At 66.2% G+C, this 12,140-nt stretch carries 11 protein-coding genes; 3 read left to right on the top strand and 8 right to left on the bottom strand.

Annotated features, from left to right (window positions below; genetic code table 11):
- Nucleotides 1-23 precede the first annotated feature (23 nt).
- From AC27GT_RS02285 to AC27GT_RS02265, 5 genes are all read right to left on the bottom strand, one after another.
- The gene (locus AC27GT_RS02285; RefSeq protein WP_487223467.1) at nucleotides 24-479 is read right to left on the bottom strand and encodes a hypothetical protein; all 456 of its coding nucleotides are present in this window, start codon (nucleotides 477-479) and stop codon (nucleotides 24-26) included.
- 16 nt (nucleotides 480-495) lie between these two features.
- Nucleotides 496-2,844 (bottom strand): phenylalanine--tRNA ligase subunit beta, encoded by a 2,349-nt coding sequence (pheT, locus tag AC27GT_RS02280; protein ID WP_487223466.1) that lies wholly within the window; start codon nucleotides 2,842-2,844, stop codon nucleotides 496-498.
- The gene (gene pheS, locus AC27GT_RS02275; protein WP_487223465.1) at nucleotides 2,841-3,902 is read right to left on the bottom strand and encodes a phenylalanine--tRNA ligase subunit alpha; all 1,062 of its coding nucleotides are present in this window, start codon (nucleotides 3,900-3,902) and stop codon (nucleotides 2,841-2,843) included. The genes pheT and pheS overlap by 4 nt, the downstream gene beginning before the upstream one ends.
- A gap of 142 nt (nucleotides 3,903-4,044) precedes the next feature.
- Nucleotides 4,045-4,704: a DUF5639 domain-containing protein gene (locus AC27GT_RS02270; RefSeq protein WP_015718346.1), complete on the bottom strand. Its 660-nt coding sequence runs from the start codon at nucleotides 4,702-4,704 to the stop codon at nucleotides 4,045-4,047.
- 44 nt (nucleotides 4,705-4,748) lie between these two features.
- Nucleotides 4,749-5,798, bottom strand: a complete 1,050-nt coding sequence (locus AC27GT_RS02265) for an MFS transporter (protein WP_015718345.1) — start codon at nucleotides 5,796-5,798, stop codon at nucleotides 4,749-4,751.
- A gap of 21 nt (nucleotides 5,799-5,819) precedes the next feature.
- Between AC27GT_RS02265 and AC27GT_RS02260 the strand changes: the two genes are divergently transcribed.
- Genes AC27GT_RS02260 through AC27GT_RS02250 form a run of 3 tightly spaced genes read left to right on the top strand, consistent with a single transcriptional unit; the run spans nucleotide 5,820 to nucleotide 9,373 of the window.
- Nucleotides 5,820-7,946 carry a primosomal protein N' family DNA-binding protein gene (locus AC27GT_RS02260; RefSeq protein ID WP_464935937.1) on the top strand — a complete coding sequence of 709 codons (2,127 nt, stop codon included), beginning with the start codon at nucleotides 5,820-5,822 and terminating at the stop codon, nucleotides 7,944-7,946.
- Between the two features lies 1 nt (nucleotide 7,947).
- The gene (gene alr, locus AC27GT_RS02255) at nucleotides 7,948-9,048 is read left to right on the top strand and encodes an alanine racemase (protein WP_487223464.1); all 1,101 of its coding nucleotides are present in this window, start codon (nucleotides 7,948-7,950) and stop codon (nucleotides 9,046-9,048) included.
- 4 nt (nucleotides 9,049-9,052) lie between these two features.
- A complete protein-coding gene (locus AC27GT_RS02250) occupies nucleotides 9,053-9,373 on the top strand; it encodes a DUF3208 domain-containing protein (protein ID WP_015718342.1) in 321 nt (106 codons plus the stop codon).
- Here the strand turns inward: AC27GT_RS02250 and AC27GT_RS02245 are convergent.
- The 3 genes from AC27GT_RS02245 to rapZ form a co-directional block, all read right to left on the bottom strand.
- The gene (locus AC27GT_RS02245; protein WP_054391616.1) at nucleotides 9,370-10,068 is read right to left on the bottom strand and encodes a glucodextranase DOMON-like domain-containing protein; all 699 of its coding nucleotides are present in this window, start codon (nucleotides 10,066-10,068) and stop codon (nucleotides 9,370-9,372) included. The two genes, AC27GT_RS02250 and AC27GT_RS02245, sit on opposite strands and share 4 nt — an antisense overlap.
- Nucleotides 10,069-10,076: 8 nt before the next feature.
- On the bottom strand, nucleotides 10,077-11,237 hold the full coding sequence (locus AC27GT_RS02240) for a gluconeogenesis factor YvcK family protein (protein ID WP_261786536.1): 1,161 nt from the start codon (nucleotides 11,235-11,237) through the stop codon (nucleotides 10,077-10,079).
- A 73-nt stretch (nucleotides 11,238-11,310) separates the two neighbouring features.
- Nucleotides 11,311-12,132, bottom strand: a complete 822-nt coding sequence (gene rapZ, locus AC27GT_RS02235) for an RNase adapter RapZ (protein ID WP_054391516.1) — start codon at nucleotides 12,130-12,132, stop codon at nucleotides 11,311-11,313.
- Between the last annotated feature and the right edge of the window lie 8 nt (nucleotides 12,133-12,140).

Below are 12,140 nucleotides of genomic sequence, written 5' to 3'. Positions count from 1 at the left end.
CCTTACGGCTGACCTAGATAGCCTTACGGCCGATCTAGGCCGAGGGCCCGCCTGAGCCAGGGGGCGGTCCAGGCCAGGCGGAAGGCTTCCCGGGCGAAGGGGCTCTGGCTCACCCCGTCGTAGACCGGGGTGGGAAGGTTCAGGGAGGGGTAGCGGAGGCTCCCGGCGGCGGTTTTTTCCCAGGGATAGCTGGTCCAGATGGCCAGGGCCACGAAGAGGCCCAAAAGGAACCCTCCCAGGGAGCCCAGGAGGACCTCGAGGCCCTGGGAAAGGGAGGGAAGGGGGAGGCTTTTGGCCAGAAGCCCCAGGAGAAGCCCGAGGCCAAGACTCCACCAAGGGCCGGAAAGCCCCACCTGGGCCAGGAGGAGGTAGAGCACCACCCCAAGCCCGGCGAAGGCCCCCTGGAGGCCGCTCCGGTAGCCCCAGGCCAGGGCCACGGCCAAGCCCAGTAGGGCCAGGAGATCCACCCAGGTGAGCATGGCCTCAGTTTACCGCCTAGCCCCGGATATCCCAGCCCCGGCTCCTCAAAGCCGTCAGGAGGCGGGCCATGGCCTCCTCCACCTCCTCGTCCTTGAGGGTGCGCTCGGGGTGGCGGAAGCGCAGGTGGAAGGCCAGGCTCTTCTCCCCTTCCCTAAGGGGTGGGCCCTGGTAGAGGTCAAATAGCCGTAGGCTTTCCAGGTAGGGTCCCGCTGTCTGGCGAAGGAGGGCCTCCACCTCCCCGTAGGGCGTGGCCTCGGGAACCACCACCGCCAGGTCCCTGAGGGCTAAGGGGTAGCGGGAGGGGTCCTGGAAGCGGAAGGGTTTCTCGGGAAGGGGGAGGTGGAGCTCAAAGATATAGACCGGGGGAAGCTCGAGGGCCTTGAGGATCTCCGGGTGCACCTGGCCCAGGAATCCCTTTTCCTCCCCGGCCACCCGCACCTTCCCCGAAACGCCGGGGTGGAGGAAGGGGTAGGGATGGGCCTCCACCCTCAGCTCCAGGCCCAGCCGGTTCAAAAAGGCCTCCAGAAGCCCCTTGAGGAGGGGGTAGCCGGAAAGCTTCTCCCCATGGGGAAGCCCCAGGCCTTCCCCGAAGAGAAGGCCTGCCAGATGGGTTTCCTCCCTCACCCAAGGCCCCTCTTTCCCGAAGACCCTGCCCACCTCGAAGAGGAGGGCTCTTTCCGGGCGGTCCAGGGCCAGGTTTTCCTTGAGGAGCCTGAGGAGGCCGGGGAAGAGGTGGGTCCTCAGGGCAGCCTTTTCCGGACTCAAGGGATTTTTGAGGCGCCAGGGGGGCGGGGGCAGGAGAAAGAGGGAAGCCTCCTCGGGGTCCATGAAGCTATAGGTGTAAACCTCCTGGAAGCCAAGGCCCGAAAGGAGTTCCCGCAGGCGGCGCTCCCTTTGGTAGGGCCTCTCCACCCCCCGGTTGTCGGGGGCGGGGAAGAAGGCAGGAAGGTCCAGGGGAATGCTTTCGTAACCCTGGATTCGGGCGATTTCCTCCACCAGGTCCTCTTCCAGCTCGAGGTCCAGGCGGCGGCTGGGGGGTGTGACCCGGTAAGGACCTTCCCCCTCTACCCGGCAGCCCAGGCGCCTTAGGATGGCAAGCTGTACTTCTTCCGGGTACTGGGTGCCGAGGAGTTGGTTGGCGTACGCGGGGCGGAAGGGAATGGGCCTTTGTGCCTGGGGGGTTCCTTCCTCCAGGATGGTCTCCGCCACCCGGGCCCCTGCCAGGGTCTGGAGGAAGCTTAGGGCCCTTTGGGCTGCGGGTACCTGGCCCAAGGGGTCCACCCCTCTCTCGAAGCGGTAGCTGGCCTCGGTGCGGAGGCCATGCCGCCTGGCGGTCTTGCGGATGGAAACGGGGTCAAACTGGGCCACCTCCAGGGCGATGGCCCGGGTGTCCTCCTGCACCTCGCTTTCAGCGCCCCCCATGACCCCGGCGAGGCCGATGGGGAAACTTTCCTCCCCCCTGTACCCAGCGATCACCAGGTCCTCGAGGTGGAGTTCCCTTTCCACGCCATCCAGGGTGACCAGCTTTTCCCCGGGCTTGGCCCGGCGCACCAGGATACCCTCCCCCACGAAGCGGAGGTCAAAGGCGTGCATGGGCTGGGCCCGTTCCAGCATCACGTAGTTGGTGACGTCCACCACGTTGCTTATGGGCCTCATCCCGCAGGCGAAAAGGATGCGTTGGAGCCAAAGGGGGCTCGGCCCCACCTGGAGGCCAAAGGCGTAGGAAAGGGTGAAGTGAAGGGCCCCGCGAGGGTCTTCCACCCTGAGGCCAAAGGGTAGGGGCACCTTCTCCGTTCCCAGCCGCACCTCGGGCAGAATCAGGCTGTAGCCCAGGGCGTGGAGATCAAAGGCCAGGCCCAGGATCCCCAGGGCATCCGGGCGGTTGGGGGTGACCTCTATGTCCAGCACCTCCTCCTCCGGCCAGGCCTCGGCTAGGGGGGTGCCGGGAGGAAGGGTATCGGGGGGGAACTCCAGAAGCCCACCGCCGTATTCCCCTACCCCGAGTTCCTTGGGCGAAAGGGCCATGCCGTGGGAAACCACGCCTTGGATGGTTCTTTCCCCGATCCTAAGCCCGTTCACCTCCGTGCCGGGAAGGGCCAGGGCCACCCCGATGCCCGCCCGGGCGTTTCCCGCCCCCGAGACCACCTCCACCACCTTTCCCGCATCCAGGACCAGGCGCTTCAGGCCGGTGCCGGGGATGGGGTGGGCCTCGAGGACCCGGGCGAAGACCACGCCGCCGGGTATCTGGAAGATCCTTTCCATGCGGTCGGTTTCAAAGCCGAGGCTGGCGAGCCGCTCCTCCAGGACCTCGGGGCTTTCCAACTCGGGCACGTAGCTTTTTAGCCAGGAGAAAGGTACCCTCATAGAATCCCCCGAAACTGCTCCAGGAACTTAAGCCTTCCCCCGAAGAAGTAGCGGATGTCGGGGATGTTGTAGCGGAGCATGGCCAGGCGTTCGATTCCGAGCCCAAAGGCGAAGCCTGTGACCCCCTGGTAAGCGGGGGGAAGGCCCAGGGCTTTTCGGTACTCGTCCACCGCCTGGAAGACCTTGGGGTGGACCATCCCGGCCCCTCCCAGCTCCAGCCATTTCCTTCCCTCCGGCCACCAGATGGCGAACTGGGCCCCGGGTTCCACGAAGGGAAAGTACACGGGCTGGAAGCGCACCCGGGACTCCGGGCCGTAAAGGGCCTGGGCCAGCTCGTAGATGGCTCCCTTCAGATGGGCCATGGTGATCCCTTCCCCCACCACCAGGCCTTCCAGCTGGTGGAAGACCGCCTCGTGGGTGGCGTCCGTCTGCTCAAAGCGGAAAACCCGCCCCGGCACCACGATGCGGAAGGGAGGGGTGTGAGCCACCATGTAGCGCACCTGCATGGGGGAGGTGTGGGTGCGAAGAAGGAGCCTGCCCCTCACCTCTTCTCCCAAGGGACCGGGAAGGCTATGCTCCTCCCCTTCCAGCCAGAAGGTGTCCCACATGTCCCGGGCCGGGTGGTGCTCGGGGATGTTCAGGGCGTCAAAGTTGAAGAACTCGCTTTCCACCTCGGGGCCTTCCACCGCCTGGTAGCCCAGGGAGCGGAAGATCTCCACCAGCTCCCGCTCCATGAGGGTGATGGGGTGGAGTCCCCCCGTGAAAACCTCCACCCCTGGTAGGGAAACATCCTGGCGCTCCCTTTCCAGGGCCCTTCTCAGCTCCTCTTCCACCAGGGCTTTTTCCCGCTCCTCCAGGGCCCGTTCGATGGCCTCCTTGAGGGCGTTTAGGGCCTGGCCCTTCGCTTTCCTTTCCTCGAGGGGAAGGCGGGCAAGGGCCTTCATCTCCTGGGTGAGGAGGCCCTTTTTGCCCAGGTAGCGGGCCTTCAGGGTTTTTAGGGCCTCGAGGTCCCGGGCTTCCCGGATGGCGGCTAGGGCTTCTTGCTCGAGCTCCCGCATCCTTTAGAGAATACCTTGCCCTGTCCCGGGCGTGGGGGGGGTGGGGCAAGGAGATGGCGGCACCTCCTTACGCTCCTTCCCCGGACAGGTCGAGGAGTCCGTTTCCATCCGCTTAGTCCAAGCGGAAACCAAAATCCCCTAACTAAAGCGCCTCGGCGAGCTTCCGGAAGGCCTCTGGAGGCTCCGGGGCCCTGCCCCCATCCGCCCAGGAGAAGCGAAGGTCCTTGAGAGGACCCTCACCCACCCCCATCCCCTGGGGGAAGAGGGGCCGCAGGTCCAGGGGTCTGGCCTCCTCCCCGCCGAAGGCCTCTTGGAAGCGGGCCACCTCCTTCTCGTGGCCGAAGTGAAAGGCGTAAAGCCAGCACCTCCCTCCCTCCTGGAGGGCGAAGAGGAAGCGGGGATGGGGGGTAAGCTCGGGAAACTCTCCGGTGAAGGGCTTCCTTAAAAAGACGGAGGCCTGCCCCGGCCTCAGGCGAAAGACCACCTCGAGGGCCTTTCCCAACAGGCCAAAACTCCCCACAAAAGGCCGCACCAGGTCGTAGCCCTGCACGTTCTTCACCACCACCCCCCCGGCCCGCACCACCCTTCCCTTGGGGGTCTTAAAGGTCAGGCCCAGGACCTCCGCCGGAAAGAAGAAGGTCTGGCCAAACCCCCCCCGTTCCAAAAGCCCCCCCACCCCGCCAGGGAGCTCCACCGGGGGGAAAGGAGGGTAGAGCCGGGTGCCGGAAAGCCTTTCGTACACGGAAAGAAGCCCGACCTCCCCAGGGGCTACCAGGTACTGGTCGGCGGCATGGAGCTCCATGGGGTTATGGTAGCGCGGGTAGGAGGGTTCCGGGACCAAAGAGCCTACCTGACGGGAGCCAGGAGGAGGTTGAGAAGGGCCAGGGTCACGCCCACCGCCACCGCCAGGGGGAAGCTATGGAGGAAGAAGGGATAAAGAAGCCCGGCCAGGGTGCCCCCCAGGTAGAAGGCGGCCACGTAGGTGCCGCTTACCCCCGCTCCCCTCCTTCCTGCAGCTCCTGAGGCCAGGCTTTGGGCGGTGAAGAGGGCGGCCATGAGGAGCACGAATCCCAGAACCAGGCCCGGGGGTGGCAGGAGCAAAAGCCCCAGGGCGAGGAGGACCAGGGAGAAGGCCAGGCGAAAGGTGGCCACCGCCCCGAACCGGCGGGCCAGAAGCCCCGAAAGGGCGCTTCCCGGGATGCCGAAGAGGTAGGCCAGGTACACGAGCCCCACCTCGCCTGGGCGGAAGCCCAGCTCCAGAAGGCGGTAGGGGAGGAGGTTGGCCAGGAAGAGGTTCAGGAAAAGGAGGATGAAACCCGCCAGGTACAAGGGAAAGGCGGAAAGGTCGTATTGCGGCCTACCCAGGGCGGGAAGCCCCGCAGGAGCCCGGATGAGAAGAAGACCCAGGAGAAAAGCGGGCAGGGAAAGGAGGAAGAGGGCCTCCCTCACCCCGACGACCTCGGCCAAAACCCCTGCCAGCACCCGGCCCATGCCCCCGCCCAGAACATTCCCCGCCATGTACACCCCGGCCATCTCCCAGGCCTTTTGGGGGAAGAGAAGGGGAATGAGGGCGATGGCCAAGGTGGGCACGAGGGCAGCCCCAACCCCCTGGAGGATGCGGCAAAGGGTCCAGAGGAGAAGGCTTGGACTAAAGGCCCCGAGCACCCCCCCTAGGCCCACCAAGAGAAGGCCCCCGCCCAACAGGGTGCCTGCCGGCAGGCCCAGGCGGGGTACCCAGGGGGAAAGGAGCACCAGAAGCAAAAGGGGCAGGCCCATGCCTGGACCCGCAGCCCCCGGAGGGGCAGCGAAGAGCTTTTCCAGAAGGGGAAGCAAGGGCACCACCGCGTAGAGGGCGCTGTAGAGGGCTACCCCGGAGAGCACCACCGCCCACCGCATCCCCCTTATCCTATGGGCAGCATGCGCCTTCTTCAGGTGGCCTTACCCCTGCCCCTTCCCCCCATGACCTACCTGCCTCCCCTGGGCCAGGAGGGGGTAGATGGGGAAGAAGCCCTGGGGAAACGGATAGCGGTGCCCTGGCGGGGGGAGGTACGGGTGGGAGTGGTGGTGGGGGAAGGGGGCAGGCCGAGCCATGCCTTGCGGCACGCCATCGCCTATCTGGACTCGAGGCCCTATTTGCGCCCGGAGGAGATCCTGTTTCTGGAGGAAGCCGCCCGTTACCTCTTTGCTCCCTTGGGCCAGGTGCTTGCCGATTTCCTGCCCCCTTTTCCCGAACTAAGGCACCGGGTGCGCCTCTACCCGGGGGCGGACCCAGCCCTTCTGCCCAGGGGGTTGGAGGGCCTTGTCACCTGGCAGGAGGCTAAGGGGTTTGACCCCAAGCTTTTGGATTACCTGCGGGAGGCTGGGGTCTTGCAGGAGGAGGTGGCCTTTAAGGAGGGGAGAAAGGTTCTCATCCCCCTGGAGAAGCGGCATCCTGACCCTCTTCTGGACGCTGTTTTGCAGGTCCTTTGGACCCTGGGCCAGGCGGAGAGTTTGGCAGCCTTGGCCCGGGCTGCTGGGGTAGGGGTGGGCCGGGTGAAGAGGCTTCTCGCTGAGGGGTATATCGGCTACGGGACTCCCAGGGAGCCTTCCCCTGCGGGCGAGCCCCTAAAGCCCCTCTTCCTTCCGGAAAGGCCCGAAAGGCTGAACGGGGGGAGGCTTGGGGAGAGGATGCGTTTCCTGGCGGGTCTGGTGGCCAAGGGAAGCCACCTGGTGCTCTTTCCCGAGGTAAGCCTTTTGGAACGCTTCCTCCGCCACTTCCCCCAGGCCAGGCCGTACCATGGGGGCCTTTCCCGGGAAGCGAGGGAGGCCCTTTTTCGGCAGCCTGGGGGCTTGATCTTCGCCACCTATGGCGGGCTTCTCCTCCCCTTCACCCCGGATTCCCTGGTGGTGGTGGAAGAGGGAAGCGAAAGCTACAAGCTTCCCTCGGGGACCCGGGCCTTTGTGCCTCCTTTGGCGGAGCTCAGGGCGAGGCTTTTGGGAGTGCCCCTCACCTACCTTTCCCTGGTACCCGCGGTGGAGGTATTGGAAAAGCCGGGCCTGGCCTTCCCCGTACCCAAGCCGAGGGTTCTTCTGTTGGACTTGAGGAAGGAGAAGGGGTATCCCCTCGTGGGAAGGGCCTGGGCCCTTTTGAGGCAGGTGGAGGAGAAGGGTCGGCAGGCCCTGGTCCTTTCTCCCCGCTTGGGCTATAGCGCCCTCCTCCTCTGCGCCGACTGCGGGTACAAGCCCACCTGCCCCAACTGCGCCCTTCCCTTGCGCTACCACAAGGGGGGCAGGGGGGAGCTGGTCTGCCACCAGTGCGGCCACCGCGAGCCTCCCCCGGTCCTGTGCCCGGAGTGCGGTTCCCCCCTCCTCGAGCCCAAGGGGCCAGGGCTGGAATGGCTGCAGGAGGAGCTAAGGGGGCGCCTTTCCCTACCCGTGTACCGCTACTCCAAAGAGGGGAAGGACGACCTGGGCCCCCTGCTCGAGGGAGAGCCAGGGGTGGTGGTGGGCACCACCGCGTTCCTCCGGGGCCCGGTTCTCCCCGAGCTGGCCTTGGTCCTCCTGCCCTATGCCGATGGCTTCCTCTACGATTCCGATTTCCGCGCCGCCGAGCGGTACCATCGCCTGCTTTGGGCCCTCACCGAGCTGAGGCCGGGGAGAAGGCCCCTTCTGGTCCTCCAGACCTACACCCCCGACCACCCTGCTCACCAGGCGCTTTTGGAGGGAAGCGTGGAGGTCTTTCCCTGGAGGGAAAAGGCCCTGCGGGAAGCCCTGGATTACCCTCCCAAGGTGCGGATGGTGAAGCTGGAGGTGGCCCACCGCAAGGAGGAGCGGGCCCTCGAGGAGGCCTATGGCCTCCTTTCCGCCCTGAAGGGGGTGGCCCGGGAAGGGGAGGTGCTGGGCCCGGCCCCTGCCCCGGTGCCCAGGGTGAAGGGGATGTACATCTTCCACCTTCTCCTGAAGGGAAGCACGGAGCGGCTTTGGGAGCTTCTTTCCCGCCTGGACCGCCGTCGCTTTAAGCTGGATCCCGATCCCCACCGCTTTGTGGGGCTTTTGGAGGATTAGCATGGGTCACGCCGCGGCGTACCTCAAGACCCGCGCCTGGATAGAGGTGGACCTTAAGGCCCTCGAGGCCAACTGGCTTCTCCTTAAGGCCAAGGCCAGGGGAGAGGTCATCCCGGTCCTCAAGGCCGAGGCCTATGGGCACGGAGCCTTACCCCTGGCCCGCTTCCTCTTCCAAAAGGGGGCCAGGCGGGTGGCGGTGGCCACGGTGGGCGAGGGAAGGACCCTGCGGGAAGGCGGGGTGGAGGGGGAGATCCTCCTGTTGGGAAGCCTCCATCCCCTGGAGGCGGAGGAGGTGTTGCGCCTTAACCTGCTGCCCACCCTCTCCACCCTCGAGGCAGCCCAGGCCCTGGCGGGTAGGGCCTGGGCCCTGGGCCTGACCCCCAGGGCCCACCTCAAGGTGGACACGGGGATGAACCGGGTGGGTTTTCCCTGGGAGAAGGCCAGGGATGCCCTCCTGGCGGTGGAGGCCTTGGGGATAAGGGTGGAGGGAGTCTACACCCACCTGGCCACCGCCGGGGAGGACGAGGCTTTCGTGGAGGTGCAGAGAAGCCGCTTCCAAAGGGTGCGGGAGGCTTTGGGGGAAGGCTACTTCTACCACCTGGAAAACTCCTACGGGCTTCTGCTGCACGGGGGGGAGAACGTGCGGGTGGGTCTCGCCCTCTATGGCCTCATCCCGGGTTTCGGTCTAAAGCCCATCCTCCGCCTTCTCGCCCGGCCCACCCTGGTGAAGCAACTGGGGCCGGGGGATCGGGTGGGCTACGGAGGGGAGTACGTGGCCCAGGGTGGGGAGTGGCTTTTGACCTTGCCCGTGGGCTATGCCGACGGTCTTCCCCGGGGGGCGGTGCGCTTCGTGAAGGGTCCCGAAGGAGACCTTTACCCGGTGGCGGGCCGCATCTCCATGGACCAGACCACGGTTCTTTCCCCGGGGCCTTTGCCCCTGGAGGCAGTCTTGGAGGTACTCTCCCCGGATTTCGGCCCCACGGGGCTTTGCGCCTGGGCCGAGGCCCGGGGGACCATCCCTTACGAGGTGGCGGTGCACCTTTCCCGGAGGCTTCCTCGGGTTTACCGCTATGTCGAGGAGGTGTGGGAGGTTCTAAACTAGACGGGTGCAAGCGGTGCGCCTGTTCCAGGGCTACCTCTGGTACCCCAGGGAGCTTGCCCTGGACCTGAAAACCCTGCTTCCCCAGGAGGTGGAGGGAGCCAGGCTTCTCCTGGACGAGGTGCCGCCCCCCACACCCTTTTTTGAGGACGGCACCCCCACCCACACCCAGCGTTTTTACCAGGTTACCCTTCTTCTCCTCACCGAGGAACCTCCCGAGGCCTTGAAGCCCCTGACGGAAACCCTGGCCCCCATCCTTCGGGGGATGCTGGAGGGGCTTCCCAAGGAGGTGGGCTGGCTTCTTCTGGAGGATTTGCGCCCCCTCTAGGGCTTGCGGAGGAGGAAGGCCAGGAGGAGGGAGGCCCCGCCCAGGGCAAAGGCCAGGAGGCTTTCCCTTTTGAGGGCGAATCCCTTGGGCCTTAAGGGCTTCAGGATGCCGGTTTGGTAGGCCTTTACCTGGTCCAAGGGTGCCTCCGCCAAAAGGTCCACCACCGGGGGGCTTCCCGGAGGGGCCCCCAGGGTCCAGGGGCCTCCTTCCGGGCTTGTGGGGCGCAGGTACCAGGAAGCGAAGGGGTCAAAGAGGCCCACGGCCCCGTAGTAGCCGTAAGGCCCGGGGGAAATCCCGGTGTCCACCACCATCCATTCCCCTTCCCGCCACACCCTGGCGGGCGTCCTTTCCCCGGTGGGGGTACGCTTTTCCCCGCCGAATCCCGTGAGGATATAGGCCACCTCCCAGCCTTGGCCAGGAGGGGTGGAAAGCCCGGGAAGCAAGGCTTCCTCCCCTCCTTCCCCGGTGTCCAACCAGAGGGCCACCGTGGCCAGGCTGAAGCCCAAAGGGCCCTCGAGGGGATTCGGGTAGCGGCTTAGGCGCACCTTCAGGACCAGCCTCCCTTCCCGTTCCTCCCCTGCCAGGGCCAGGAGGTCGGCATAGCCCTCCCCCGCCTCCTGGAACAGGGCCGCCCGGGGATAGAGGTAGGCCAGGCCTTGATCGTCGCCCACAGGGTCCTGGAAGAGAAACAGCATGCCCATCTTTATACCAGGGCCACGAGGGCCCTCACCACCTTTTCCGGATCGTGCTGGGCCAAGGGACCCTCCTCCCGGAAATCCCCGGTGATCACCCTCACCCCGTCCGCGGCGAAGGGCCTCGGGTCAAAGGCCACGGGGAAACGCCCTTCTGCCGCATACCGCCTTTGGACTTCCTCCGGGATGGGGGCGGTGTGCACCAGGACCACCTCGGGCCTCCTGCCGAGATGGTAGGCGATGGCCTTGTAATGGTCGTAAGCGGTGTAGCCATCGGTTTCCCCCGGCTCGGTCATGAGGTTCACCACGTAGACCAGGGGGGCCTTTGCCTTGGCCATGGCCTCCAGGAGGGGCTTGGGCAGGAAGCTGGGGATGACGCTGGTGTAGAGGCTTCCCGGGCCCAGGACCAGGAGGTCTGCCTGGCGGATGGCCCTGAGGGCTTCCTCCATGACCCGCTGGGGTTCGGGTTCCAGGAAGACCTCCTGGATCCGCCCCCTTTTTTCCCGGATGGCCACCTCGCCCACCACCTCCGAACCATCGCGGAAGCGGGCCTTGAGCCGCACGGCCTCGGGGGTGGCGGGAAAGACCTGGCCCCTAAGCTGCAGGATGGCGTTGGCCTCGAGGATGGCCTGGGCGAAATCCCTGGCCTCCTGGTTCAGGGTCAAGAGGAAGAGGTTGCCGAAGGTGTGGCCCTTAAACTCCCCTTCCTGGAAGCGGTGGTGCAGGAGCTTGGGAAGGGCGGGGTGGTCGGAAAGCGCTGCCAGGCAGTCCACCAGATCCCCCACCGCCGGCAGGCCAAACGCAGCCCGAAGCCGGCCCGTGGAGCCCCCATCGTCGGTCACGGCCACGATGGCGGTGGTGTTGGCCGTGTGCTCCTTTAAGCCCCTAAGCACCCGGGAAAGCCCGGTCCCACCGCCAAAGGCCACCACCTTGGGACCCTGCTCCAACCTCCTGCGCACGTAGACCCTTTCCGGCACCGCCTCGGGCTCGGTGAAGGCGGAGAGCATGCTCCGGTTCATGCTCCTTACCCCTCCCACCAAGAGGGCGAGGCCCAGGAGGACGAGGCCCAGGGCCCAGGGTTCCGGGGGTGGGGGAGGGAGGAAGCGGGCAAGCCCGTAGGCCATGAGGCCTACCCCCAGGCCCGCCAAGGCGGCGTAACGCTTGACCCGCATCCCCGGGTAGAGCCAGCGAAGCGGGGGAAAGCGCCGGGCAAGCCCTTTGGCTACCCGGTACAATCCCTGGTACTTACTCCTCCTTGTCCACATCCCGGTGGCTCACCTCCACCCGGAACCGGCTGGAGAGCTCCTCGGCAAGCCGTTCCGCCACCGCCACGCTCCGGTGCCTTCCCCCGGTGCACCCCACGGCCACGGTGTAAAAGGCCCTGCCTTCCTTCTGGGCTCCCTCCGCCGCCAGCCCCACCACCGCCAGCAGGGCCCGGTAGTAGGGCTCGTACTCTTCCCGGAACACGTAGGCCTGCACCTCGAGGTCAAGCCCCGTCTTGGGCTTGAGGGTGGGGTCGTAGTGAGGGTTGGGCAGGGGGCGCACGTCCAGGACCAAATCCGCCTCCTGGGGCGGGCCCCACTTGAAGCCAAAGGAAATGAGGCGCAAAAGAAAGCCCGCCTCCTCCCCCAGAAAGCGCACCAGGGCGTCCTTGAGGGCCCTTGGGGAAAGCTCCGAGGTATCCAGGACCAGGTGGGCCCTGGCCCGTAAAGGACCCAGGATGCGGCGTTCCTCCCCGATCTCCCGCATGAGATTTCCCGCTCCCAGGGGGTGGACCCTCCGGGTCAGGTTGTAGCGGCGCAGGAGGACCTCGGGGCGGGCCTCGAGGTAGACCACGGTGGGCTTGAGCTGGTCCAATACCCTTTCCAGATCCCCGAAGAAGGCCAGAGCCCGGGCGTCCAGCACCACCCCGGCCCGCTCCACCCCTCTTCGAGCCAGTTCCTGCAAAAGGGCTTCCCACAGGCTTGGGGGAAGGTTGTCCACCATGAAGTAGCCCAGGTCCTCAAGGTATCCCCTGGCCGTGGTCTTGCCCGCTCCGGAAAGCCCCGAAAGCACCAGAAACCGCATCCCCTTGA

Source organism: Thermus sp. KWY1 (assembly GCF_057547025.1).
Note: the sequence above shows the minus strand (reverse complement) of the source record. Positions and strands in the feature narration are given on the sequence as shown.

Excerpts from the sequence above, each read along its gene's own strand:
- rapZ (WP_054391516.1), bottom strand. The coding sequence starts at position 12,132 with ATGCGGTTTCTGGTGCTTTCGGGGCTTTCCGGAGCGGGCAAGACCACG.
- AC27GT_RS02245 (WP_054391616.1), bottom strand. The coding sequence starts at position 10,068 with ATGCTGTTTCTCTTCCAGGACCCTGTGGGCGACGATCAAGGCCTGGCC.
- alr (WP_487223464.1), top strand. The coding sequence starts at position 7,948 with ATGGGTCACGCCGCGGCGTACCTCAAGACCCGCGCCTGGATAGAGGTG.
- AC27GT_RS02270 (WP_015718346.1), bottom strand. The coding sequence starts at position 4,704 with ATGGAGCTCCATGCCGCCGACCAGTACCTGGTAGCCCCTGGGGAGGTC.
- AC27GT_RS02265 (WP_015718345.1), bottom strand. The coding sequence starts at position 5,798 with ATGCGGTGGGCGGTGGTGCTCTCCGGGGTAGCCCTCTACAGCGCCCTC.
- AC27GT_RS02285 (WP_487223467.1), bottom strand. The coding sequence starts at position 479 with ATGCTCACCTGGGTGGATCTCCTGGCCCTACTGGGCTTGGCCGTGGCC.
- pheT (WP_487223466.1), bottom strand. The coding sequence starts at position 2,844 with ATGAGGGTACCTTTCTCCTGGCTAAAAAGCTACGTGCCCGAGTTGGAA.
- AC27GT_RS02240 (WP_261786536.1), bottom strand. The coding sequence starts at position 11,237 with ATGCGGGTCAAGCGTTACGCCGCCTTGGCGGGCCTGGGGGTAGGCCTC.
- pheS (WP_487223465.1), bottom strand. The coding sequence starts at position 3,902 with ATGCGGGAGCTCGAGCAAGAAGCCCTAGCCGCCATCCGGGAAGCCCGG.
- AC27GT_RS02260 (WP_464935937.1), top strand. The coding sequence starts at position 5,820 with ATGCGCCTTCTTCAGGTGGCCTTACCCCTGCCCCTTCCCCCCATGACC.